The sequence below is a fragment of the Pseudomonas sp. IPO3774 genome, assembly GCF_013386835.1.
In the GTDB taxonomy this organism is placed as follows: Bacteria; Pseudomonadota; Gammaproteobacteria; order Pseudomonadales; family Pseudomonadaceae; genus Aquipseudomonas.
In genome coordinates this window covers 85,464-109,680 of record NZ_JACAQY010000062.1, presented here as the reverse complement: position 1 = coordinate 109,680, position 24,217 = coordinate 85,464, and the positions used below count along the sequence as shown (strand labels likewise).

Here is a 24,217-nt window from a genome sequence, read left to right as displayed (position 1 = left end):
CAGGGCAGGATCCATGCGCAATAAACGGCCTTTTCAGCCTCGCGCCGTGTTGGCTGTCGGCATCCTCTCACTGCATTACCTGGCCCCCCAACAAGCCCTGGCGGCTTGCGTGCTCACCCCGGGTCCTGGCAACGATGCCTACACCTGCGACAGCGGGAGCAGTCCGACTGGGCTTACGGACCTTGCCGGCAATAACACCCTGACCCTGCCCGCAGGCGGCACGGGCACCATCAACGGCAATATCACTTTCGGCGCCGGCACTGATTTCGTCGACATGAACTCCGGGCGCATTGTCGGGAGTATCACCCAGGGCGACGGTGCCGATCGCTTCCAAATCAGCGCCGGCACCGTGACCGGTGCGGTTTCCCAGGGCAACGGCATCGATGATTTCGTGATGAGCGGCGGGCAGATCCAGTCCCTGGCCCAGGGCGATGGCCGCGACACGTTCCTGATGACCGGCGGCACCATCGTCGGCGCCTTCGAGGATGGCGACGTGGCCCGGCAAACCGCAGGCACCATCGGCCGGGTCGACATGAAGCTCGACAACAACATCTACGACATGTCCGGCGGGTCGATCCTCGGCAACCTGGTGACCGGTTTCGGCACGGATACCATCATCGTCTCCGGCGGCAGCATCGGCGGCAATATCAGCACCAGTGGCGGCAACGACAGCATTACCGTCAGTGGCGGCGTGATCAACGGCGAGATCCGCGCCAGTGTCGGCAACGACACACTCAACTGGCTCAATGGCGGCCAGATCAGGTCCGCGGTGCTGATGGGCGATGGCGACGACACCGCGCTGCTCAGCGGCCTCAACGAAAACCTGCTCGGCACTACGCCTTCGATTGACGGCGGCCTGGGCAACGACCAACTGACCTTCGACAACACCACTTCCAGCACCGCCGCCCGCTATATCGGCTGGGAAACGGTCAACCTCAACAACAACTCGCGTTTCGACCTGGCCGGCGACTTTTTCCTCGGCGACAGTGCCAGCAATACCGGCACCTTCAACATCGATGGCAGCAGCACCCTGGGCGTGACGCAAGGCAGTATCCGCCCCTACACCGCAGGCGCACTGGCCACCCTGAATAATGCCGGCACCATCGACATGACCAGCCGCAGCAACAGCGCCACCGATACGTTGACGGTGTACGGCAACTACGTCGGCAACAATGGGCAGCTTTGGTTGCAAACCGTACTGGGCGACGAGAACTCGGCCACCGACAAACTGGTTGTGTCTGACGGGACCATCAGCGGGCACACACAAATGACCGTGAGCAATCTCGGCGGCCTGGGCGGTCTCACGCAAAACAGCGGGATCGAAGTGGTGCAAGCCCTCAACGGCGCCACCAGCAGCACCGATGCGTTTGCCCTGAAAGGCTCGGTATCCGCCGGAGCTTATGAGTATCTGCTGTTCAAAGGGGGTGTCACCGCCGGCACGGAAAATAACTGGTACTTGCGTTCGTCGGTGGTCGCCGTGCAGCCACCGGTGGTGCCACCTGTCCCGCCGACGCCACCGGTGGTGGTGCCCGTGCCGCCGATCCCGCCAGTGCCGCCCGTGGTCGCGCCGGATGAACCGCCCGTGGAGCCACCGACCGCGCAACCCGTCGCACCGGTCGAGCCCCCTGCTCCACCGCCCAGCCAGGTCGCGGCTGCCACCTCGCCGGAGTCGGCAGCGAGCAACCCGGTGTTGCCTGCCGCCATCGCCGGGGCCGAGCCGATCCCGTTGTATCGCCTGGAGGTGCCGGTGTACTCGGTGGTCGTCCCGGCCGCGCAGTTGATGACCCTGCAAGCCCTCGGCACCTTCCACGACCGCCAGGGCGAACAAAGCCTGCTCAGCGAGACCGGACCGGTTCCGGCGGGCTGGGGCCGTGCCTATGGCAGTGACTTCAACAAGAGCTGGTCGGGTACGGTATCGCCGAGCTTCGACGGTTCCATCAAGGGCTATCAAGTGGGCCATGACCTCTACGCCTCCGAGACCAGCGGCGGACAGCTCCAGCGTTTCGGCCTGTTCATCGGCCAAAGCCGCCTGCAAGGTGACATCAAGGGCTTTTCAATGGGCTTCCAGGACAACCGCTCCGGGCGGGTCAAGCTGGATGGCGATAACTTCGGCGCCTACTGGACCCTCACCGATCCCAAGGGCTGGTACGTTGACCTGGTGGCCATGGGCACGCGCTTCGACGGTGACAGCAAGTCCGACCGTGACGTGAAGATCGACAACAAGGGCCACGCCCTGGCCCTCTCGGCGGAAGCCGGCTACCCGATTACCGTCTCCGAACACTGGGTGGTGGAACCCCAGGTGCAGGTGATCAACCAGCAGATTGACATGGACCACCAGAATGACGGCATCTCCAAGGTTTCATTCGACTCCCAGGACTACTGGACCGGCCGCCTCGGTGCACGCCTGAAGGGGCGTTACCTGGTGCAGAACACCCCGATCGAACCGTATGTACGAGCCAACGCCTGGCGCACCTTCGGTGGCAGTGACACGGTGACCTACGACGACGTGGACCGGATTAAAACCGATCACAAGTCATCCACTGCCGACCTCGGTGTGGGCGTTGTCGCCAAGTTGTCGTCCACTGTCAGCGTGTACCTGGCGGCGGACTACAACACCCAACTGGACAGCAACACGCTGGAGGGTTTCAGCGGTAACGCCGGGGTACGCATGAGCTGGTAGGCTCACGCCTCCCGGGGGCAGGTAACCGCGCGGGCAACGATGGCGCCCACCACCGCACCCGCTATCGGTGCCGCCCAGAATAGCCACAACTGCATCAGGTATTCCCCGCCGGCAAACAATGCCGGCCCGGTGCTGCGCGCCGGGTTGACCGAGGTGTTGGTGACGGGGATGGCCACCAGGTGAATCAGCGTCAGGGTCAGGCCAATGGCAATCGGCGCAAACCCGACAGCCGCACCCGGGCCGGTGACACGCATGATGATGAACACAAAAAAGAACGTCGCCACCGCCTCGACCACCAACGCGGCCAGCAGGCTGTACTGCCCGGGGCTCAATTGGCCATAGCCGTTGGCGGCGAAAGCACCCACTTCAAACCCCGGGCGGCCACTGGCGATCAGCGCCAACACGGCGGCGGCGACAATCGCACCGGCCACCTGGGCAATGATGTACGGCACCACGTCCCCCCCCGGCATCCGGCGTCCCACCCACAAGCCGATAGTCACCGCCGGGTTGAAGTGCGCACCGGAAATACTGCCCACCGCGTAGGCCATGGTCAGCACCGTCAAGCCAAAGGCCAGGGCGACACCGGCAAAGCCGATCCCAAGCTCCGGAAACGCCGCGGCCAGTATCGCGCTGCCGCACCCGCCGAAGGTCAACCAGAACGTCCCAAGAAATTCTGCTGCGATTTTCTTTTGCAAACCAACTCCACCCAATGCCAACGCCATCCGATTGATGGACCCGGCGGCGACGTTAGCAAGCGGGGTTAACCGGCTCGTATCAGACTTTTCCGGTTAAAGCGCGCGAGATATCGACGGTGCTGAAGATGAAGCTTTTGTCAGTAAAGCCTCACTTAATCGATGGTTAATCCCCCGGGACGACAGTTGAATCGACCGCACTCGCACGGCTCCAGCCGTTGCCCAAGCGGCCGCGGCTCATCACGTTGTTGAGCCTGCGAACGACTTGCGGAGAAACACCATGAAACTGCGTACGTTAATGCTCGGCGCTGCACTGGCCCTGACGGCTGTAACGGGGATGGCGCAGGCTGACACCGCACCCGTCATCACGCCTTACCACTACGGCGAGAAGATGGATGTGCAGAAGGTACTTGCCATGCACGAACCCGACACCAATGTCTGCAAAGTGATCAATGCCGATATCAAGTTCGTGGACAGCCAAGGGAAAGTCCAGGACGTGGGTTATCGCAAAATGTCCGAGGCGTGTGATTTCCAGAACTGATGTGATTGCAGCGCCGTTGCAGGGGTGAGCGAGCTCGCTCCTGCGGTCGCCAGGCGTTACCCTTGCCGGCCGCTTCACGGCCGAAAGGATCAAGGAAACGGCGTTGGGCCTGGCATTTATCCAGGCCCGCAAGTCTTCACTGACTGAAGCTCAACCGTCCGTTTAATAGAAAGGACGTGCGCCGGCTCGTTTGAGGGCCGGGGCCTGGGTGTGGGTATGCTTGAGGTCTTCACGCAACTCGGTAATCAAGTTGCAGATCGCCCGACTGCTGTCGAGCTTGTTGGCGCAAATGCCGGTGACCACCAGGTCGACCCGGTCATGATCGATCTCGTGATAGACCTTGACCGTCAGCGAGGCGTCCGACGCCTTGGTGACTTCACAGCGCTTGGGCAGAAAACTTCCTTCAATGATGCCGCGTAGTTCCAGATCCGAAAGCATGGCCGACCTCTCCTTTTATGAGATTGCCAATCGATTGTTATCAATATTCTTATTGCTGGCGACCGTGATGAGACGTTCACCTTTTTGCGCCTTGCCAGCCCTGGCAGACGGCTTCACGTACCCAGCCTACTAGGCCGTTCAGAGTTGCGTTGGATCCTTTCCTCATAAGCGACAACGTTACTTATATAAGTTACGTGGCAGACCGCCATTAACCCGTTCGTTTGGGGATCAACAGCGACATTTGTTGCTCATTCAGAGTTGTAACAGGATCTTATGAAGCATTAAACATGCCGTCGGGCATGGCCTACCAAGGCCCAGGAAAATCGGCATATTCGAACAAAGTACCTGCCGCCGACTCATGCATCCTGCAACAAGCACCGGTTGGCGTCATGCAAATTGAAAGACTGTAAAAACAAGCGCCTTCCCGAAACTATTTCCAGCGGAAATAAACACCCTCCAAACGGGTGGCTGCGACTAACATTAAATTTTCATTAGATTAAACGTTTAATCTGCTTGAGCCGCCACTCGTTCGGCAACATGTCGCAAACTATCAAAGTTAATATTGGCCCCCGAGTTGATCGCCACCCATGTTTGTCCCTGGATCCCGGTCTTCGCGACATGCTTGCGGATACCCGCCACCGCCAGCGCCCCCGAAGGTTCGGTAATTGATCGCGTATCGTCGTAGATCAGCTTGATGGCGCTGCACAGTTCGTCATTGCTGACGGTGATCACCTCATCCACGTGGTGTCGGCAGATTTCAAAACCATGGGCGCCTATCTGGGCCACGGCAGTCCCGTCGGCGAAGCTGTCGACACTTGGCAGCACCACCCGGCTCCCTGCGCGCAAGGCTGCCAGCAGGCAACTGGAGCCTTCGGGCTCGACGCCGACGATGTGCACTTCGGGGCGCAGGTATTTGACGTAGGCCGCGATACCGGCGATCAATCCGCCGCCGCCCACGGGGACAAAGATCGCGTCCAGCGGGCCCTGCTGTTGGCGCAGCACTTCCATGCCCACGGTGCCCTGCCCGGCAATCACGTCCGGGTCGTCGAATGGCGAGACAAAGGTACTGCCGGTGGCCTCGGCCAGTTGCAACGCGTGGGCCAGGGCAAATGGAAAGCTCGCCCCGTGCAACACCGCCTCGCCGCCTCGGGAGCGCACACCCAACACTTTCAACTCCGGGGTGGTGCACGGCATGACAATCGTCGCCTTGATCCCCAACTCCCGCGCCGCCAATGCCACGCCCTGGGCATGATTACCCGCAGAAGCAGTGATCACGCCCCGCGCCTTTTGCTCGGTACTGAGCTGCATCAGTTTGTTGTAGGCGCCTCGAATCTTGAAGGAAAAGGTCGGTTGCAGGTCTTCGCGCTTGAGCAGGATCTGATTGCCCAGCAATGCCGACAGCGCCGGCGCCACCTGCAACGGCGTACGCACCGCCAGGTCGTAGACCGGGGCGGCCAGGATCTTCTTCACGTAGTGCTCAAGCAATCCCGAATCCTGGGGCTGGCTCGCGGGGCGGGTACTCATGGATGTCTCCTGGGTGTTTGCAGGGCCCTGAAGACGGAAAAACAAAACCCGCCTCTAGGGCGGGTTTGGGTACAGCCGAGCGCTATCCCGCCAAATGAGGAATGGCGGTAATAATGCTTGGCTGGCAACGAAAGGTTTGAAATGTCATGAATCAAAATTAACCGGCGCCACCGGGCAAGTCAATGGCGAAACGCCAGGCTTTACGTAGAGCATACGAAACGTATACGCTTTGTATATCAACTCGACACAGTGAAGCTCATGGGCATCGTCAAGATCACCGACCAATTGCACGAACAACTCCGTCTGGCCAGCGCCACCATGGACCGTTCCATCAACGCCCAGGCCGAGTTCTGGATCAAGATCGGCCTGCTCGCCGAACTCAATCCACACCTGGCCTATAACGACCTGATCAACAAACTGTTGCTGGACAAGCCCGACCTGATCCGGGGGCGCAGCGAATGATCAAGACCACCGAACAACTTGCCGTGATGCGCGAATCCGGCCGCCTGTTGGCCCAGGTGTTTACCATGCTCGACGGTTTTGTCGCCGCCGGCCAGTCGACCCTGGAGATCGACAGCGCGGTGGAAGCCTTCATCCGCAATGACCTGCAATCGCGACCGGCGAGCCTGGGCCAGTACGACTATCCCTTCTGCATCAATACCTCGATCAACGAGGTGGTGTGCCATGGCATGCCCAGCGCCAAGGCCGTGCTCAAGGACGGCGACATCGTCAACATCGACATCACCCTGGAGAAAGGCGGCTATATCGCCGACTCCAGCAAGATGTACATGATCGGCAATGTCTCGCCCAAGGCCCGGCGCCTGGTGGAAATGACCTTTGAAGCGATGTGGGCCGGCATCCGCCAGGTCAAGCCCGGCGCACGCCTGGGGGATATCGGCTACGCCATCCAGAACCATGCCCAGAGCAACGGCTACAGCGTGGTGCGTGAATATTGCGGGCATGGCATTGGCCGCGAGATGCACGAGGACCCACAGGTCCTGCACTTCGGCCGCCCCGGTACCGGGCTCGAACTGCGTGAAGGCATGGTGTTTACCATTGAGCCGATGCTCAACCAGGGCAGCGCCAAGGTGCGCAGCTTGAAGGATGGCTGGACGGTGGTGACGCGGGACAACAGCTTGTCGGCACAGTGGGAACATACGGTGGCGGTGACGCAGGATGGGTTTGAGGTGCTGACGTTGCAGCCGGACGTCTGAATGGCGCACATCCCCTGTGGGAGCGGGCTTGCTCGCGAAAGCGGTGTGACAGTCGCCATCTACAGTGACTGATCCACCGCTTTCGCGAGCAAGCCCGCTCCCACATTTAGACCTCAGTGATATTCAGGATTTTAGTCATACTGCCTTGTCGCCACTCCCCGCAATCCGCTTCAACCCCAGCACCATCAACCCCGCCCCGAGTCCCATCGCTGCCATGAACAACGGGTACGAAATCCACCACGGCGTGCCCGCCGTCATCATGCTGAACTCCGACATCCCGCCCACGCTGGCGATCAGGTTCAACGGCAGGAACACCACGTTGATCAGCGTCAGCTTGCGCAGCAGGTTGTTCATGCTGTTGTTCATCAGGTTGCCCCGGGCGTCGATCAGCCCGGAGAACACGTTGGAGTAAATCTCCGCCTGCTTGTAGCACTGGTTGTTCTCGATAATCAGGTCATCGATCAGGCCCAGTGTTTCAGCGCTGAAATGTTCCTTTTCCCCATGGTTGCGCAGGCGCGTCAGCACCGCGCCGTTGCTGTGCAGGGCGTTGATGTAATAGATCAGGCTTTCGCTGAGGTTGAACATCTGCATCAGGTGGCGATTGCTCATCGATGCATTGAACTGCTGCTGCAGTTCCCGGGCGACCATCTTGATCACCTTGAGGTGGCCCAGGTAGTGATGGATGTTGTTGAGCAGCAAGTCCAGCAACACATCAAGCGGCGTGCGCAATGGCCGGCGCGCACCCAGCCCGGAGAGCTGGCTGTCGTCGGTGGCGATCACCAGGAGTTGGTCCCCGGAAAACAGCAGGCCGCAGGACGCCACTTCAAACACCAGGTTGCCGCCGCCCGAATAGTTCTCCGGGCGCTTCCAGATCAGGAACAGGTTATCGGGGTGGAACTCGATGCGCGACACTTCGTCCGGGTCCAGCGCCGAGGCCAGGGCATGTTCATCGAGCTTGTAGCAGTCGCGCAGGTACTTGCGCTCGTGGGGGTCAGGATTGCTGAACAGCAAGACATCCCCGCCGTCCCCCAGGCTGTTGTACAACTTGCCATCGGTTAATTCAAAGCGCTGGATCATCGCGCGTCACCACACCTGGCCTTGACGCTTCAACTCCAGGCGTCGCACGAACTCTTCCAGTACCAGGGAATACAAGTCGTCTTGCAGGTAGGCATCTTCGATGCCGGCGTCCATGTTGGGGTTGTCGTTGACCTCGATTACCACCACCTTGTCGCCGCACTGCTTGAGGTCTACGCCGTACAGGCCGTCGCCGATCAGGTTGGCGGTTTTTACCGCCAGTTCCACCACCGCCTTGGGGGCTTCGTGAACCGCCAGGGTGCGGCACTCGCCGTTGATGTCCTGGCCGATGGCCTTGTGGTTGTAGATCTGCCAATGCCCCTTGGACATGAAGTACTGGCAGGCAAAGATCGGTTTGCGGTTGAGGACGCCGATGCGCCAGTCGTACTCGGTGTAGAAAAATTCCTGGGCCAGCAGCAACACGGAATGCTCGAACAGTTCGGCGGTGGCGGTCAGCAGCGCTTGCTGGCTTTCGACCTTGATCACGCCGCGGGAGAAACACCCGTCGGGGATCTTCAGCACCAGCGGGAAGCCGAGGCGCTCACCCACCCTTTCGAAATCTTCGGGTCGCTCCTTGTAGAGAATTTCGGTGGCGGGCATGCCCAGTTGATGGCTTTTCAGCAGGTCCGTGAGGTAGACCTTGTTGGTACAGCGCAGGATCGAGGCCGGGTCGTCCATCACCACCAGCCCTTCGCTTTCGGCCTTTTTCGCGAAGCGGTAGGTGTGGTTGTCGACGCTGGTGGTCTCGCGGATCAGCAGGGCGTCGTATTCGGCCAGGCGGGCGTAGTCCTTGCGTTCGATCAGTTCCACGTCGATGCCGAGCCCCTTGCCGACCCGGACGAAATTTTCCAGGGCGCGGGCGTTGGACGGCGGCAGTTGTTCCTGCGGGTCGTGCAGGATCGCCAGGTCATAGCGGGCCAGACGGCGGGAGCGCGGTTGACGCCAGATCTTGCGGCTGAAGTTGTCCAGGGCATTCGCGAATTGGTCTTCCTGGTCATCACGCAACTTGTGCAATACGCCAGACTTGATGCCTTCGATGTGCCAGCCGTTATTCTTGCGAAACTCAACTAACAGGATCGGGCAGGGAAACGCTTCAAACAATTGGCGGGCCAGATCCTGCAAGGGTTCAATATTGGTCCGGCCAAAGTAAAGTGTCAGGGTAAAGCCTTCAGTGTTGCTGTAGAGATGATGACTCAAGGCTTTATCGAGGGTTTTATCCAGGTCATCCAGGGCCAGGCCGTACAGGGACTTTTTCGTCAGTTCGCTGATGGTGCGCACCGACGGAATCACCTTGTGCCCCCGCGCCTCGGCCAGCAGCGAGCAGTAATAGCCGTGCCCCAGGTACTTGTAGCTGCGGCACAGGTTGATCACCTGCACGCGCTTGCCCGTCTCGTTTTCCCGGGTTTGCTCAAGGTATTCCTGGGCGGTGACGATGTCTTCGCTGGGGAAGTACGAGGCCCAGTCTTCCTTGCGCTCGACAATGATCACGACTTGACTTGCACTCTTGGGAGGGCTGGAAAAATAACCGTTGGAAGTTATTGTCGCCGCCACTGTTTGCTCGGATACTTCACGCCAATGACCTTGTACCGCTGACATATTGATTGATCCGCTTTAGAGAACTAGACCTTTTCTATTAAGCACGATCTTTTAGAGAAGTCCCGTTTCGTTACGCAACTTTTACGGCGGTCACATGGCTCTTTCCTTTCGCGTTGCAACACCCGATGACGTGCCTGCATTGGTGGCATTGGAACAGCACTGTTTCACCACGGACCGGCTCTCCACCCGCAGCTTCCAGTGGATGGTCAGTCGCGCCCACGGGCAACTGCTGGTGGCAGAAAAACACGGCGAATTGCTGGGCTACGCCCTGGTGTTGTTCCACCGTGGCACCTCGCTGGCGCGCCTGTACTCCATCGCCATCGCCGAGTCTTCCCGGGGCCTGGGCCTGGGCAAACAACTGCTGACGCGCATCGAAGCCTGTGCGGTGGAGCATGACTGCGCCTACCTGCGCCTGGAAGTGCGTACCGACAACCCCGGCGCCATCGCCCTGTATGAGCGCAACGGCTACCGGCGCTTTGCCCTGGTCAACGACTACTACGAAGACCACGCCCCTGCCCTGCGCCTGGAGAAACGCATCCTCCAGCACCAGGACGCGCGCGCCTTGAGCGTGCCCTATTACCAGCAAACCACCGACTTCACCTGCGGCGCCGCCAGCCTGCTGATGGCCATGGGTGCCCTGGAACCTGCGCGGGTGGCCCAGCGCCGGGAAGAACTGCAGATCTGGCGCGAGGCAACCACCGTATTCATGACCGCCGGACATGGCGGCTGCAGCCCCCAGGGTTTGGCGCTGGCCGCCTGGCGCCGGGGCTTTCGCGTGCGCATGCAGGTCAATGTCAGCGGACCGTTGTTTCTCGACGGGGTACGTGATCAGCATAAAAAAGACGTCATGCGTTTGGTGCATGACGCCTTCGAGGAAGAGTTGGCCTTGAGCGACGTTGAGCAAGTGCTCGGCGGCCCGCTGGATTTACCCCAGGTGCTGCGCGAAGGCGGCCAGCCGCTGGTGTTGATCAGCAGCTACCGCCTGACCCGCTCCAAGTCGCCCCACTGGGTAATCGTCACCGACTGCGACGAAGACTTCGTGTACCTGCACGACCCGGACGTGGATCACAGCCAGCACCGCCAGCCCATGGACTGCCAGCATCTGCCGGTCAGCCATGGGGAGTTCGAGCGAATGTGCCGGTTCGGCAATAACAAATTGCGGGCAGCGGTGGTGGTGTTCAGGCGACTTGCTTGATCCCGGCCTTGGCTTCCAGTTCGCGCACCAGCGGTAATACACGCTTGCCGAAGTATTCCACTTCTTCCTGAAAGTGCAGGAAGCCGGCCAGTATCAGGTCCACGCCGACCGCCTTCAAGGCGACGATGCGCTCGGCAATCTGCTGCGGGGTGCCGATCAGGTTGGTCTTGAAGCCGTCGTTGTATTGCACCAGATCCTCGAAGGTCGACTTGGCCCAGTTGCCCTCACCTTCCGGTGACGCCTTGCCCGCCTGTTTCGCCGCATCGCCAAACGCGTTGACGGCTTCCGGGTCGGCCTGCTCGATGATTTGCGCGAGCACGGCGCGGGCTTCTTCCTCGGTGTCGCGAGCGATCACAAACGCATTCACACCGACTTTCACCGAATGGTTATTGGCCGCCGCCTTGGCGCGAATGTCATCGACCTGGGCCTTGATGCCTTCCGGGGTATTGCCGTTGGTGAAGTACCAGTCCGACACCCGTGCCGCCATGTCCCGCGCGGCCCGCGAACTGCCACCCTGGAAGATTTCCGGGTGGGGCTCGCCCAGTGGCTTGGGCTTGAGGCTGTAGTTGTCGAAGCGGTAGAAATCACCCCGGAAGGTGAAGTTGTCCTGGGTCCAGATGCCTTTCAGGGCGCGGATGAATTCCTCGGAGCGGCGATAACGCTCGTCATGCTCCAGCCAGTGTTCGCCGATGGCCTGGAACTCGCCCTTGAACCAGCCGCTGACGATATTGACGGCAACGCGGCCGTTAGTGAGTTGGTCGATGGTTGCCAGTTGCTTGGCCGCCAGCGCAGGTTGCCAGGGGCCTGGCAGGATTGCCGCGATCACCTTGAGCTTAGTGGTGGCCGCCAGCAACGCGTGGCTGAACGCGACCGACTCATGCTGGTATTCGGCGCCATAACCGGCGGTGAAACGAATCTGTGTCAGGGCGTATTCAAAGCCGGCTTCTTCAGCCAACTGCGCCAGCTTGCGGTTGTAGTCGATGCCCCAGTGGGTGCGCTGTTCGATCTTGCTGACCACCAGCCCTCCGCTGACGTTGGGCACCCAGTAGGCAAATTTGACGGCTTGCTGACTCATTGGACTGTACCTCGCGGATTGGCATGTACGAGGTGTGGAGCAGCAACTATGCCAGTGGCCGTGAGAGGCCCGCACTACCGGCCTTCGAGCGCGGAAACAGGCGAAAAGCAGCCTGTTCCGAGCTGTCGTGGATTGCAGCGGTTTGTCGTTTTGCTGTTGCAGGAACAACAGTTGAATCGTCACCCGTCCCGTAAATACGTGCCTTCGCGCCCGGCATGGACCGTGCAATAGCTCACCTATCTCACTGCCCAGGAACCGTCCCCATGACCGAACATCACGTGATCAATCCACTGTCCACCGGCGTCGATTATCACGCCCTGGCCGAACGCTTCCGGCCGATTTTCCAGCGCATCGCCGAGGGTGCCGTAGAGCGCGAACAAACCCGCGCCCTGCCCTACGAGCCGATCCAATGGCTCAAGCAAGCCGGCTTTGGCGCCGTGCGCGTCCCGGTGGAATACGGCGGTGGCGGCGCCTCCCTGCCCCAGCTATTCGAACTGCTGATCGAACTGGCCGAAGCCGACTCCAACGTGCCCCAGGCCCTGCGCGGGCACTTCGCGTTTGCCGAAGACCGCCTGAATGCCGCACCCGGCGCGGCGCGAGACCTCTGGTTCAAACGCTTTGTCGACGGTGAGATCGTGGGCTGCGCCTGGACCGAAATCGGCAGCGTGGCCATCGGCGATGTCGTCACTAAAGTCAGCCCCGACGGCGACAAATGGAAACTCAACGGTGAAAAGTTCTACAGCACCGGCAGCCTGTTTTCCGACTGGATCGACGTCTACGCCCAACGCAGCGACACCGGCGGCGATGTGATTGCCGCCACCCGCACCCGCCAGCCCGGCGTGGTGCAAAGCGATGACTGGGACGGCTTTGGCCAACGCACCACCGGCAGCGGCACCTCGCGTTTTACCGATGCGGTGGTGGAGGCGGAAAACGTCATCGACTTTGCCACGCGCTTCAAATACCAGACTGCGTTCTATCAGTTGGTGCTGCTCGCCACCCTCGCCGGCATCGGCCGCGCGGCCCTCAAGGATGTGGCGCATCAGGTGCGCAGCCGTAAACGGATCTACAGCCATGGCAATGCCGCCCATGTGAGCCAGGACTCGCAGATTCAGCAGGTGGTGGGTGAAGTTGCAGCGCTGGTATACGCCGCCGAAGCCAGCGCATTGAAAGCCGCAGTTCCAGCGCAGCGGGCTTATGTGGCGCGGTTCAGTGGGGACGATGCCGTGGAGCACGAAGCCAATGTGGCCGCCGAAATCGAATCAGCCACGGCGCAGGTGGTGGTCTCGGAACTGATCCAGCGCGCCACCACTGAACTGTTCAACGCACTGGGGGCTTCGGATGTACGCCAGGGCAAAGCCCTCGACCGGCACTGGCGCAACGCCCGCACCGTGTCGTCCCACAACCCGGTGATCTACAAGGCGCGGATTGTCGGCGACTGGGTGATCAACCGCACCGAGCCGCCGTTTGTGTGGCAGATCGGCAATGGGCCGGCGCGTTAAAACGCCAGCTTGAAGCCGATCATCACCAGCATGAACGCCAGGCAAGGACGCAATATCCCGTCCGGGACCTTGCCGGCCATGTGGCTGCCGACATAAATCCCCGGCAGCGAGCCCAGCAACAGGAAGCCCAGCAGGGTCCAGTCCATGTTGCCCATGCTGGCGTGGCCGAGGCCGGCGACCAGGGTCAGCGGCACGGCGTGGGCGATTTCGGTACCCACCAGGCGCTTGGTGGCCAGGAACGGGTACAGGATAAACAGCGCCACCGTGCCCAGGGCACCGGCGCCGATGGAGGTCAGGGCCACCATGGTACCGAGGACAGCGCCGGTGATGATGGTCAGCGCATTGAGGTTGCGCGGCGCCATCTTGTAGTCGTCGCCGGCATGCCGCTGGGCAAAGGCCAACAGCTTGTTCTTGAACAGGATCGCCGTGGCCGTCAGCAGCAAGACCACGCCCAGGGACTGCTTGATCACCGCGTTCAAGGCGGCGGGGTCGGTGTCCAGGCTCTTGAGAAACCACAAGGTCAGCAACACGGCGGGCACGCTGCCCAGGGTCAGCCAGCCGGTGACGGTCCAGTCGATGTTGCGATTCTTGCTGTGAACCAGCACCCCGCCGGACTTGGTGATGGCGGCGTACAACAGGTCGGTGCCCACGGCGGTTGCCGGGTTGATGCCGAACCAGAGCAGGATCGGCGTCATCAACGAGCCCCCGCCTACACCGGTCATTCCCACGATAAATCCAACAATCAGGCCAGCAATCGAGAAACCAAAATTACCTACATCCATTACCACTACCTGCGGCCTTATAAAATTCTGGCCGCAGCATAGCGATTTTTCTTATAACTACTTATATCAAAACGATCTGACTTTATGCCTTTCTGATCAGCCGCTGGCTGCGATAAGCCTGGGTCTGGTACGGAAACGCAACCGTCTCACGGCCGCGCAAGGCCGGATGCGTGTTGATCAGCGACTGCAACTGCTCAGTCACCTGCGCCTTTTCTGCCGGTGGCAATGCGGCGATAAAGCTCACGGAAAGGAAGCGGTCCATGATCACTTCCTGGGGGCTGCCGACATGGCTGTAGGGGAAGCAGGTCATTTCGGGGGCGGAAAAATACTCGCCGGTAAAGGCCTCGCGCCAACGTCCGGTATGAAAGCGCGGTGTGTCGCCCTCGTAGGGCGTGATGATTTCGGTGATGGCCGCGACCCAATCCACCGACTCATCCCGCACATTCCAGATCAACCCAAGGCGACCGTCCGGCTTGAGCACCCGGTGAATTTCCGCCAGGGCCGCTTCCGTGGAAAACCAATGGAAGGCCTGGGCACACACCAGGGCATCAGCGGTGGCCGCCTCCAGGGGGATGGCTTCAGCGGTGCCCGACAGCAGGCGCACCTGGGGCAGCAGTTTGTGCAACTGCGCGCCCATTGCCTCCACCGGCTCCACTGCGATCAACGTCGGCGCCACAGTGCTGAGCAAGCGGGTGAACTTGCCGGTGCCGGCGCCCAGGTCGATGACCGTGGAGTGGGGATTGATCTGCAGGGCGTCGGTGAGCCAACCCGTGAGTTGCCGTGGATAGTCCGGCCGGCCTTGGGCGTACGTGACGGCCTGAGTAGAGAAACCCTGTTGAGCAGACTTGTGAACACCGGTCATCGTCAATCTCTCCTCTGGTAGTGCGGGGGCCCACAGTGTGCGCCCTTGAAGATTTATTTTCTAATCGCTGCATCCGTTTGCGCGTGTCGTGGGTAGTACAGGTAGCAGCGCCTTGCTGCCCTTATGGAGAGACACCGATGAACGCCAAAGCCCTGTTCTGCGTGACCTGCCTGTTCGCCGCTGCACCGACTGCCTTTGCCCAGACCGGTTTACCCGACAGCATCAAGGTGCCGGACGGCCACAAGGTGACCATGGAAACCACCGGAGTCGGCGAAATCACCTACGAATGCCGGGACAAGGCCAATGCTGCCGGCCAGACCGAATGGTTTTTCGTCGGTCCCAAGGCGGTGCTCAATGACCGCAGCGGCCAGCAGGTCGGTAGCTACTTCGGCCCGCCGGCCACCTGGCAGGCCAAGGACGGTTCGAAAGTCACCGGCACCCAGTTGGCCGTGGCGCCGTCCAGCCCTGGCAACCTGCCTTATCAACTGGTCAAGGCCAACCCCGCCGAAGGCAAGGGCGCGATGAGTGGCGTCGCGTATATCCAGCGGGTGGCCCTCAAGGGCGGCGTTGCGCCAGGCACGGAATGCACGGCGGCCAACAAGGGCAAGCAGGAAGTGGTCAAGTACCAGGCCGATTACATCTTCTGGGCGGCCAACTGACCAGATTCGTCTACGCTGCTGCGAAAGCGCCCCGGGCTCACCGCCGGGGCCTCCACCTGGAAACCTGTCTTTGCCTGAAGCCGATTTTGACTATCAAGCCTGCCTGCTGGCCTGCGCCCGTGGCGAACAACCGGCCTTGCGCCGGCTGTATCAACAGGAAAGCAGCCGGCTGCTGGGGGTCGCGTTGCGCATCGTGCGTGACAAGGCGGTGGCCGAAGATATCGTGCATGACGCCTTCATCAAGGTCTGGAACGGCGCGGCCAGTTTTGACCCGCACAGAGGCTCGGCCCGCGGCTGGGTATACAGCGTGACCCGGCACCTGGCGCTAAATGCCGTGCGCAGCAATGGACGCGAAGTGCCCCTCAGCGAAGAGCATGAAAGCGCAGAGCGCGCTGACACCTTCGACTATCAGGCGCACTCGGCGCGGATCTACAGCTGCCTCGAACAACTCGACCCGGCCCGCCGCAACTGCATCCTGCATGCGTATGTAGATGGTTATTCCCACAGTGAAATCGCGCACAAACTCGGCACCCCGCTGGGTACCGTGAAAGCGTGGATCAAACGCAGCCTCGCGGCATTGCGTGAGTGCATGGCATGAACAGCATCGACGAACTGGCCAGCGAATATGTGCTGGGCACCTTGCCCACCGGGCAACGCACCGAGGTGGAACAGCGCCTGGCCACCGATGCCGACTTGCGTGCGGCAGTGGACGCCTGGGAACAGCGCCTGCTGCCACTGACTGAACAGGCCGCCCCGGCAACGCCTTCGGTGTATTTATGGCGACGCATCGAGCGCAGCCTGGGGCATTCAGCCACCCGGGACTCGCCGGTCTCATGGTGGAACAGGCTGGCGTTGTGGCGCGGACTGGCCGGTGCCGGCATAGCGGCGAGCCTGATATTGGCGACACTGCTGTTGACCCGTACGGCCGCCATCAACCCGACCGCTTATGTAGTGGTGCTGGTAGCCCCGCAAAACCAGGCGCCGGGCTGGGTAATCCAGGCGAGCAATACCCAGGAAATCCAGCTGATTCCCCTGGGCATCATGGAAGTACCGGCAGACAAGACGCTGCAGTTCTGGACCAAGGGCGAAGACTGGCAAGGCCCGGTGTCGCTGGGATTGGTCAAGCCTGGGCAGACCTTGTCTGTGCCACTGGACAAACTCCCGCCACTGGCGCCGAACCAGCTGTTTGAGCTGACCCTGGAAAATCCCGGCGGGTCGAAAACCGGCAAGCCGACAGGTCCGATTCAGGCAATTGGCCGGGCCGTTAAAGTAATCTGAACGTAATGCAATGTTGTGGAAGGCCAGTTCGCGCATATGCATTACATCTCGGGGCTATCGCGTCACCATTGCGCTATAGAATCGGGCTCGGAAACCCGGCTCCCTGGACCCTTCATGCCCTCAAAAACCCGTTCGCTGCTGATTCTCGCACTCGTCGTCATCTTCACCGGCATCGGCGCCGGCCTGGGCGGCATGCTCCTCGCCTTGCTGCTGCACGGCATCCAGCATCTGGCCTACGGCTACAGCCTCGACAGCCTGATCAGCCATGAAACCTTTTTGCTCGGCGTCACCGCCGCCGCGCCCGAACGCCGGGTGCTGGTGCTGATCACCTGTGGCCTGGTGGCCGGTGTGGGCTGGTGGTTGATCTACCGCTATGGCCGGCCACTGGTGAGCATCAAGCAAGCGGTCTCCGCCCAGGCACCGATCATGCCGCCCAAGACCACCCTCGCCCACGCCGTGCTGCAAATCATCACTGTGGCCCTCGGCTCGCCATTGGGCCGTGAAGTGGCGCCACGGGAAGTCGGCGCGCTGGCCGCCACCTGGTTGTCACAGCGGGCGCGACTGGCGCCGGACATGCACCGGCTGATCGTCGCCTGCGGTGCGGGCGCCGGGCTGGCGGCGGTGTACAACGTGCCGTTGGGCGGCGCGGTGTTTGTGCTCGAAGTGTTGGTGGGTGTGTTCAGTTGGCCGGCGGCAGTGATTGCGTTGGCCACCTCGGCCATCGGCGCGTCGGTGGCCTGGATTGGCTTGGGCGCAGAGGCGCAATACGTGGTGCCGCACTTTGTGCTCAGCCCTGGCTTGATCGCCTGGGCGCTGGCCTGCGGGCCGGTGTTTGGCCTGGCCGCCTACGGATTCAACCGGCTGACCGGCGCGGCCCGCAGCAACGCCGCCCGTGGCTGGCGGTTGCCGGTACTGTCGTTGATCAACTTCACGATCATCGGGGGCCTGGCGATTTTCCTGCCGCAGATCCTCGGCAACGGCAAGGGCCCGGCGCAACTGGGCTTTGACAATGAGCTGACCATCGGCCTCGCCGCGGTGCTGCTGGTGGTCAAGGTACTGATCACTGCGAGCAGCCTGCGCGCCGGTGCCGAAGGCGGTTTGCTGACCCCGGCGCTGGCCAACGGCGCCCTGCTCGCCATCATCCTCGGCGGCGCCTGGAGCCTGCTGTGGCCCGGCGTGCCGCTGGGGGCGTTCGCGATCATCGGTGCGGCGGCGTTCCTGGCATCGAGCATGAGCATGCCGTTGACGGCAATCGTGCTGGTGGCGGAATTCACCCGCATCGACCATGACTTCCTGGTGCCGATCATTCTCGCGGTGGCAGGTTCGATGTGCATGAGCAAGCTGTGCGTCCTGTGGGAAAAGCGTTGAAGAAGCTGGATTAAAACCCCGACACGCGCCATCCTCCGCGCTTTAAGCCGCCCCATCAGCGGCGTTCCACGCACAAAGGATATGCCCATGCACGACCAACCCCTCGCCCCCGCCGATTTCGAGTTCATCGACGACACCCTGCTCAAGTACGGCGACGACCACTCGGTGCTGAACCTGGCCGAGCTCGACGGTTACTTCACCGCCCTGGTTTCAAGCCCCGCGCAGGTGGAGGTTGCCGAATGGTTCCCCGGTATCTTTGGTGGGCAGAACCCGGATTGGGAAAGCCCGGAAGAAGCTGGCCAGTTCCTTGAATTGTGCGTGCGCCATATGAACGCCATTGCCACGCAACTGGCGACCGACGCCCAGGGTTTCAAGGCACGTTTCGAGGAAACCGAGCATCAGGACCAGCCACTGACCCTGGCGGAAGAATGGTGCTTTGGTTATATCCGTGGCGCCGCTATCGGCAACTGGCCAGAGCTGCCTGCCGAACAGGCCGGGCAACTGGAGAAGATTTCCTGGTGCGCCGAGCAGGACAACTTTGAACTGCCGGCAGACCTGGATGTAAATGCCCATCAGCAACGGGTAGCCGCTATCGAACCGGCCGCCCGTGCGTTGCACGACTACTGGTTGGCCCAGCGCTGAACGCAACACCTGTGGCGAGGGAGCTTGCTCCCGCTGGGGTGCGAAGCGCCCTAGATTTTTAGGGCTGCTCCGCAGCCCAGCGGGAGCAAGCTCCCTCGCCACATTTTTTTTGTTTTGCCTCCGGGTTCAGTTGCCGCTAGTTGAAATCGACGTCAAACGCCTGATAGAACGCATTGCCGGTGTTGGCCACGATCCACATCAACACCAGCACATGCCGGCCCTTCTTGCCCTTGGGCAATGTCACCTGATGTTCAACCTTGGCCTTCAGTTCAGCCGAGTGCTGGTAATATGGCACCTGGGTATAGAAGTCCTCGAAGAACGGTTTGGGCTCCAGTTGAGCGCGGCTGATGCGCTGCTTGGGGTCCCAACCGTCCTTGGTGATCAACCAGCGATAGCCACGGGTCACGTGCGCGGCGGTGTAAGCCCACTGCACCTTGAATACCTGGCCGGCTTCAACATTCAACAACGGCCAGTTAAACGGGGTGTTGAGCTTCTTACCCATTTCTTCGTCGGTGAAGTTCACACAGTCGCGGGCATCGGTCTTGCCGCCGCTGAGGATGTGCCCGTCGGCGGGGGGCGTGACGCTCTGATCGTCAGTTTCGTAAGGTGCCGGAAACGGCCCGGCGTTGAGGGCCGGGAAGTTCTTGCCGCCTTCCATTTCGTTGACTTGCCAGTTTTCCAGCAGGCCACGCTCTACCGCCACCGAACCACGGCTGGCGGGTGTCACAACGCGACCATGCCTGAGTTGAGTCTGGGGTTTGTTCATTTCAGTCACTCCTTGATTGAAGACTTCCCCTCATGGGAAGCGCCTTGAACTTAGCCCACCTCACCGGGTTGTCTACCCGACGGTTCTGTCAGACAAATCGCGTCATGTCCTTGTTTTTGCGTAGCTTTCGCACTGGTCTTGCACCAGAGTTATCGTCGGTCCTACCCTGCGACAGGCGATCGGACTACAGCCGCCGTCCATGAACGCCTGGCCTCAGGTGTTCAGGATCATCTCAAACCCGCCATAGATCATCCGTTGCCCATCAAACGGCATCGGATTGACGTCTGCCTTCAGGCGCGGGTCTTCCATCACCTTGCTCATCCCGGCGTCACGCACCTGCCGCGACGGCCAGACGATCCAGGAAAACACCACGGTTTCATCCTCCTTGAGCTTGACCGCCATGGGAAACGAGGTCACCTGCCCCTGGGGCACGTCATCGCCCCAGCACTCGATGATATTCAGCGCACCATGTTCCTTGAACACCACGGCGGCGGCCTTGGCATGCCGGGTGAATTGTTCGCGGTTTGCGGTGGGCACCGCGATCACACAGCCATCTACGTAAGACATGATCACTCTCCTGATTCGACGGGTTGTTGTGCTTGTAGTCGATCCATCAGGCGCTCAATCGACATCAACGTGGGAAATGTCGACCAGTGGTGTGTTATCGATTGCGATGCCGGGCCGATTCTTGATATGACAGGCGCCTTCAACAACAAAGCCCACTCAAAGGACTGACCCGCCATGACCGCCCACGCCACCGCCTTCCACGCCCTGCACCACGCCCAATTGCTGATCCTGCCCAACGTTGCCGATGCCGGCGGTGCGCGCCTGGTGGCGCAACTGGGCAGCCAGGCCGTCGCCACCAGCAGCGCCGCAGTCGCCTGGACCCATGGCTACAAGGACGGCAATCAGCTGCCGCTGCCGCTGCTGGTCAGCACCGTGCAATCCATCGCCCGGGTGATTGACGTGCCGCTGAGCGTGGACATCGAGGCCGGTTATTCCGACGACCCGGAGCACGTGGGCCGGGTGATCAAGGCGGTGATCGACGCCGGTGCCGTCGGGATTAACATCGAGGACAGTGCCGGCACGCCTGAACTGCTGGCCCGCAAGATCGAAGTCGCCCGTCGTGTGGCGGACAACTGTGGCGTGAAGCTGTTTATCAATGCCCGCAGCGACGTGTATTTGAAAGGATTGGCCCCGGAGCCACAGGGCCTTGAAGAACTCCTCAAGCGCGCCGCGTTGTACCAGGGCGCAGGCGCCGACGGGCTGTTTGCCGCCGGCATCCACCTGGAGCACGAAATCCAGCAGCTCTGCCAGGCGACCAACTTGCCAGTCAACGTGCTGGCCTGGGCCGGCCTGCCCGCGCCCGAGACGCTGCAAGCCTTGGGCGTACGCCGCCTCACGGCCGGCTCGAGCATCGCCGAATTCCTGTATGGCGCCATGCACAGCCTGGCCGAAGGTTTCCTGCGTAGCGGGCAACTGGATACGCACGCGCTCAAGGCGTTCACCTATGGCGACATGAATGGCCGCATGGCGCCATAACCCGCGACTCTCAACGATCCCCGCTCGACAACGGTAGCGTGTTTGGCCGATTATTCGTGTCCGCCAAACGCCACCCGCCTTGAAGCAGGAGCCTTGTACCTTGAGTTCGCAGAAAACCGTGACCGTTACACCGCCCAACTTTCCATTGAACGGCAAGGTAGCGCCCCCCGGCTCCAAATCCATTACCAACCGTGCCCTGCTGCTGGCGGCCCTGGCCAAGGGCACCAGCCGCCTGAGCGGCGCGCTGAAAAGCGATGACACTCGCCACATGTCGGTGGCCCTTCGGCAGATGGGCGTGGTGATCGATGAACCGGACGACACCACGTTCGTCGTCACCAGCCTGGGCAAGCTGCAATTGCCGGCGCAGCCGCTGTTCCTCGGCAACGCCGGCACGGCGATGCGCTTCCTCACCGCTGCCGTGGCCACTGTACAAGGCACCGTGGTGCTGGACGGCGACGCCTACATGCAAAAACGCCCGATCGGCCCGCTGCTGGCGACCCTCGGCCAGAATGGCATCCAGGTCGACAGCCCTACCGGTTGCCCACCCGTGACCGTCCATGGCACTGGCCGCGTGCAAGCCAAGCGTTTCGAGATCGACGGCGGCCTGTCGAGCCAGTACGTGTCGGCGCTGCTGATGCTGGCGGCGTGCGGCGAAGCCCCGATTGAAGTGGCACTGACCGGCAAGGACATTGGCGCCCGTGGCTATGTCGACCTGACCCTGGACTGCATGCGCGCCTTCGGTGCCCAGGTAGACATCGTCGATGAAAGCACCTGGCGCGTGGCCCCGACCGGCTACACCGCACACGACTACCTGATCGAGCCTGACGCTTCCGCCGCCACCTATCTGTGGGCTGCCGAAGTGCTGACCGGTGGCCGCATCGACCTCGGTGTCGCCCCACAGGATTTCACCCAGCCCGACGCCAAGGCCCAGGCAGTGATCGCGCAATTTCCGCAGATGCAGCCGGTGGTCATTGGCTCGCAGATGCAGGATGCCATTCCAACCCTCGCCGTACTGGCCGCGTTCAACAACACGCCGGTACGCTTCACCGAACTGGCCAACCTGCGGGTCAAGGAATGTGACCGGGTGCAGGCCCTGCATGACGGTCTGAATGAAATCCGCCCAGGCCTGGCGACCATTGAAGGTGATGATTTGCTGGTGGCCAGCGATCCGGCCCTGGCGGGCACCACGTGCAACGCGCTGATCGACACCCACGCCGACCACCGCATCGCGATGTGCTTTGCCTTGGCGGGCTTGAAGGTCTCGGGGATCAGGATTCAGGACCCGGACTGCGTCGGTAAGACCTATCCTGAGTACTGGAAAGAGCTGGAAAGCCTTGGGGTCCATCTGACCTGGTAAGCCGCCGGCGCCGGTAACGGGAGGGAGACTGCATGACGATTCGCCAACCCTGCCCACCCGGCGTCTGCGACTGCAATCGTGAGCAACTGCTCGACCTTCCCGGCGCCGATGCACGCATCCTGCACCTGACGCGCCAGGAAGAAAAACGCCTGCTCGAACGCCTCGAAAACCTGCAAAGCCTGCACGATCTTGAGCGCATGCAACAGCTGATGTATCAGCAACTGGGCATTCGCGTGCATATCGCGCCGGGCCATACGGAAGTGAAGACGATGCGCGGGATTCAGATCGTTATCGATGACTTGCCGGGGTTGTGTCGCAAGACCCGGCAGTCGATTCCAGCGGCGATTCGCAAGGGCATGGAGAAGCGCCCGGAGATTGCGTATCGATTGCTGGATGCTCATGACTTGTTTCGCCAACAGTGAAGCAACCTGGCGATCCAGCCCGACCCCGCCGCAGGTGTCGGCTACCAGATAAGCCTGCCACCGCCTACCAGCTTCATTTCCGTTCCGTGCCCGGCCAACAGGTCACGCAAGCTCATTTCGAGATACTTGGTGTGCCGCTGTTGTTGTTCTTCATTCAGGCCCGTGAATTCGTCCTGCTTTGGGTCATCCTTCGGGACATACGGGGCGTTCATTGCCAAATTGGGAATATTGAAACTGTCATAATCATTTCTCACTGCAGGTTATTTGAGCTTACCAATGCAGCCAGCTCACTCTGCGTGGCATAAATCAAACAACAGTTCCTTGCAGCGCGACATTTAATTGGCTTCATATTCGCAAGGCTCCAGGGTGACGAACAGCTGTCGCCCCAACTTCGTCGCCGTCTCCAGATGCTGTTCGGCAGCGCCGCTTTCCGAGTCCAGCAGCAGCTCGGATGTCAGCACTTTCGCACCGCAGTAATCAAAGATCCCATGGTCGATTTGCGTGCGCATGGCGTCGGCATAGCCGTGGCGTTCAAACACCCCTTCGTCCGCCCCGCCAACGCCCAGTAAGTGCACCTGCAAGTGGCCGAGTTTTTTCACCACCTTGGTTTCAAGGCTGTAGTCGATCGCCCAACCGTTGACGAATACCCGGTCGATCCAGCCCTTGAGCAAGGCCGGCATCGACCACCAGAAGATCGGGAACACCAGCACCAAGGCGTCGGCGCGGTCGAGTCGGGCCTGTTCGGCCAGTACGTCGGCCGGCGGCGTGGCGCGGGTGCGGTGCACTTTATGGTCGGCGGCGTTGTAACGCGGGTCGAAACCTTCAGCGGCGAGGTCGGCGATCTCGAAGGTGTGCCCTGCGGCAGTGATGCCGGCAGCAGCCTGTTTGGCGAGGCTGTGGGTGAGGGATTGTGGGTCGTGATGGGCAACAACGATCAGCGCATGCATGGCAATGACTCCTTCGGGGGGTGGCGATGAGCAGGCAAATTGAGTAGGCTTGAGCTAAGTTACC

General features: G+C 61.3%; 25 protein-coding genes. 14 read left to right on the top strand and 11 right to left on the bottom strand.

The genetic code is table 11. The features are described from left to right. The first annotated feature begins 13 nt into the window (after positions 1-13). Positions 14-2,680 carry an autotransporter outer membrane beta-barrel domain-containing protein gene (locus HYE77_RS28255; RefSeq protein ID WP_177070078.1) on the top strand — a complete coding sequence of 889 codons (2,667 nt, stop codon included), beginning with the start codon at positions 14-16 and terminating at the stop codon, positions 2,678-2,680. Between the two features lie 2 nt (positions 2,681-2,682). Here the strand turns inward: HYE77_RS28255 and aqpZ are convergent, their stop codons facing one another. Continuing rightward, positions 2,683-3,375, bottom strand: a complete 693-nt coding sequence (gene aqpZ / locus HYE77_RS28250) for an aquaporin Z (protein WP_177042236.1) — start codon at positions 3,373-3,375, stop codon at positions 2,683-2,685. Positions 3,376-3,652: 277 nt separating this feature from the next. Here aqpZ and HYE77_RS28245 point away from each other — a divergent pair, with 277 nt between their 5' ends. Then, the gene (locus tag HYE77_RS28245; protein WP_003215297.1) at positions 3,653-3,913 is read left to right on the top strand and encodes a DUF2790 domain-containing protein; all 261 of its coding nucleotides are present in this window, start codon (positions 3,653-3,655) and stop codon (positions 3,911-3,913) included. A 162-nt stretch (positions 3,914-4,075) separates the two neighbouring features. Here HYE77_RS28245 and HYE77_RS28240 read toward each other — a convergent pair whose 3' ends face one another. Beyond that, complete coding sequence (locus HYE77_RS28240) at positions 4,076-4,351, bottom strand: DUF1652 domain-containing protein (RefSeq protein ID WP_003215295.1); 276 nt, start codon at positions 4,349-4,351, stop codon at positions 4,076-4,078. A 504-nt stretch (positions 4,352-4,855) separates the two neighbouring features. Continuing rightward, positions 4,856-5,875, bottom strand: coding sequence for a threonine ammonia-lyase, biosynthetic (ilvA, locus tag HYE77_RS28235; RefSeq protein WP_177070076.1), 1,020 nt, complete (start codon positions 5,873-5,875; stop codon positions 4,856-4,858). Between the two features lie 258 nt (positions 5,876-6,133). Between ilvA and HYE77_RS28230 the strand changes: the two genes are divergently transcribed. Continuing rightward, positions 6,134-6,337 (top strand): ParD-like family protein, encoded by a 204-nt coding sequence (locus HYE77_RS28230; RefSeq protein ID WP_003215288.1) that lies wholly within the window; start codon positions 6,134-6,136, stop codon positions 6,335-6,337. Beyond that, complete coding sequence (gene map, locus HYE77_RS28225; protein ID WP_177022557.1) at positions 6,334-7,089, top strand: type I methionyl aminopeptidase; 756 nt, start codon at positions 6,334-6,336, stop codon at positions 7,087-7,089. The genes HYE77_RS28230 and map overlap by 4 nt, the downstream gene beginning before the upstream one ends. Before the next feature lie 135 nt (positions 7,090-7,224). On the opposite strand, the gene HYE77_RS28220 is transcribed toward map, so the two are convergent. Both HYE77_RS28220 and HYE77_RS28215 read right to left on the bottom strand, forming a co-directional pair. Then, positions 7,225-8,166, bottom strand: a complete 942-nt coding sequence (locus HYE77_RS28220; RefSeq protein ID WP_177022558.1) for a magnesium transporter CorA family protein — start codon at positions 8,164-8,166, stop codon at positions 7,225-7,227. 6 nt (positions 8,167-8,172) lie between these two features. Further along, positions 8,173-9,759, bottom strand: a complete 1,587-nt coding sequence (locus HYE77_RS28215; RefSeq protein WP_218174611.1) for a RimK family protein — start codon at positions 9,757-9,759, stop codon at positions 8,173-8,175. A gap of 94 nt (positions 9,760-9,853) precedes the next feature. Between HYE77_RS28215 and HYE77_RS28210 the strand changes: the two genes are divergently transcribed. Next, positions 9,854-10,954, top strand: coding sequence for a GNAT family N-acetyltransferase/peptidase C39 family protein (locus tag HYE77_RS28210; protein WP_003215276.1), 1,101 nt, complete (start codon positions 9,854-9,856; stop codon positions 10,952-10,954). Here HYE77_RS28210 and sfnG read toward each other — a convergent pair. Then, positions 10,938-12,029: a dimethylsulfone monooxygenase SfnG gene (gene sfnG / locus HYE77_RS28205; RefSeq protein WP_177070074.1), complete on the bottom strand. Its 1,092-nt coding sequence runs from the start codon at positions 12,027-12,029 to the stop codon at positions 10,938-10,940. The two genes, HYE77_RS28210 and sfnG, sit on opposite strands and share 17 nt — an antisense overlap. A 263-nt stretch (positions 12,030-12,292) precedes the next feature. Between sfnG and HYE77_RS28200 the strand changes: the two genes are divergently transcribed. Further along, entirely contained in the window at positions 12,293-13,528 is a 1,236-nt protein-coding gene (locus HYE77_RS28200) for an acyl-CoA dehydrogenase family protein (RefSeq protein WP_003215272.1), read from the top strand. Here the strand turns inward: HYE77_RS28200 and HYE77_RS28195 are convergent. Both HYE77_RS28195 and HYE77_RS28190 read right to left on the bottom strand, forming a co-directional pair. Then, entirely contained in the window at positions 13,525-14,310 is a 786-nt protein-coding gene (locus HYE77_RS28195; RefSeq protein ID WP_177050563.1) for a sulfite exporter TauE/SafE family protein, read from the bottom strand. The two genes, HYE77_RS28200 and HYE77_RS28195, sit on opposite strands and share 4 nt — an antisense overlap. Positions 14,311-14,392: 82 nt before the next feature. Further along, positions 14,393-15,172, bottom strand: coding sequence for a class I SAM-dependent methyltransferase (locus HYE77_RS28190; protein WP_003215268.1), 780 nt, complete (start codon positions 15,170-15,172; stop codon positions 14,393-14,395). 137 nt (positions 15,173-15,309) lie between these two features. On the opposite strand from HYE77_RS28190, the gene HYE77_RS28185 reads away from it, so the two are divergent. The 5 genes from HYE77_RS28185 (at position 15,310) to HYE77_RS28165 (ending at position 19,119) form a co-directional block, all read left to right on the top strand. Next, positions 15,310-15,831 (top strand): DUF3455 domain-containing protein, encoded by a 522-nt coding sequence (locus HYE77_RS28185; RefSeq protein ID WP_003215266.1) that lies wholly within the window; start codon positions 15,310-15,312, stop codon positions 15,829-15,831. Between the two features lie 70 nt (positions 15,832-15,901). Next, positions 15,902-16,429, top strand: a complete 528-nt coding sequence (locus HYE77_RS28180) for a sigma-70 family RNA polymerase sigma factor (RefSeq protein ID WP_102369177.1) — start codon at positions 15,902-15,904, stop codon at positions 16,427-16,429. Continuing rightward, positions 16,426-17,109: an anti-sigma factor domain-containing protein gene (locus HYE77_RS28175; RefSeq protein ID WP_177070072.1), complete on the top strand. Its 684-nt coding sequence runs from the start codon at positions 16,426-16,428 to the stop codon at positions 17,107-17,109. The genes HYE77_RS28180 and HYE77_RS28175 overlap by 4 nt, the downstream gene beginning before the upstream one ends. Before the next feature lie 114 nt (positions 17,110-17,223). Next, complete coding sequence (locus HYE77_RS28170) at positions 17,224-18,477, top strand: chloride channel protein (RefSeq protein ID WP_087692701.1); 1,254 nt, start codon at positions 17,224-17,226, stop codon at positions 18,475-18,477. Between the two features lie 87 nt (positions 18,478-18,564). Further along, positions 18,565-19,119 carry a UPF0149 family protein gene (locus HYE77_RS28165; RefSeq protein ID WP_008430812.1) on the top strand — a complete coding sequence of 185 codons (555 nt, stop codon included), beginning with the start codon at positions 18,565-18,567 and terminating at the stop codon, positions 19,117-19,119. Positions 19,120-19,255: 136 nt separating this feature from the next. Here the strand turns inward: HYE77_RS28165 and HYE77_RS28160 are convergent, their stop codons facing one another. After that, positions 19,256-19,885: a lytic polysaccharide monooxygenase auxiliary activity family 9 protein gene (locus tag HYE77_RS28160; RefSeq protein WP_102369181.1), complete on the bottom strand. Its 630-nt coding sequence runs from the start codon at positions 19,883-19,885 to the stop codon at positions 19,256-19,258. 213 nt (positions 19,886-20,098) lie between these two features. After that, on the bottom strand, positions 20,099-20,452 hold the full coding sequence (locus HYE77_RS28155) for a DUF1428 domain-containing protein (RefSeq protein ID WP_177035597.1): 354 nt from the start codon (positions 20,450-20,452) through the stop codon (positions 20,099-20,101). Positions 20,453-20,626: 174 nt separating this feature from the next. Between HYE77_RS28155 and HYE77_RS28150 the strand changes: the two genes are divergently transcribed. The 3 genes from HYE77_RS28150 to HYE77_RS28140 all read left to right on the top strand — a co-directional run bounded on the left by HYE77_RS28150 (position 20,627) and on the right by HYE77_RS28140 (position 23,206). Further along, entirely contained in the window at positions 20,627-21,427 is an 801-nt protein-coding gene (locus tag HYE77_RS28150) for an isocitrate lyase/phosphoenolpyruvate mutase family protein (RefSeq protein WP_177070070.1), read from the top strand. Positions 21,428-21,527: 100 nt separating this feature from the next. After that, positions 21,528-22,784 carry a 3-phosphoshikimate 1-carboxyvinyltransferase gene (gene aroA, locus HYE77_RS28145; RefSeq protein WP_167664687.1) on the top strand — a complete coding sequence of 419 codons (1,257 nt, stop codon included), beginning with the start codon at positions 21,528-21,530 and terminating at the stop codon, positions 22,782-22,784. Between the two features lie 32 nt (positions 22,785-22,816). Then, positions 22,817-23,206, top strand: a complete 390-nt coding sequence (locus tag HYE77_RS28140) for a hypothetical protein (protein ID WP_177070068.1) — start codon at positions 22,817-22,819, stop codon at positions 23,204-23,206. Positions 23,207-23,541: 335 nt separating this feature from the next. On the opposite strand, the gene HYE77_RS28135 is transcribed toward HYE77_RS28140, so the two are convergent. Next, positions 23,542-24,153: an NAD(P)H-dependent oxidoreductase gene (locus HYE77_RS28135; protein ID WP_177070066.1), complete on the bottom strand. Its 612-nt coding sequence runs from the start codon at positions 24,151-24,153 to the stop codon at positions 23,542-23,544. Between the last annotated feature and the right edge of the window lie 64 nt (positions 24,154-24,217).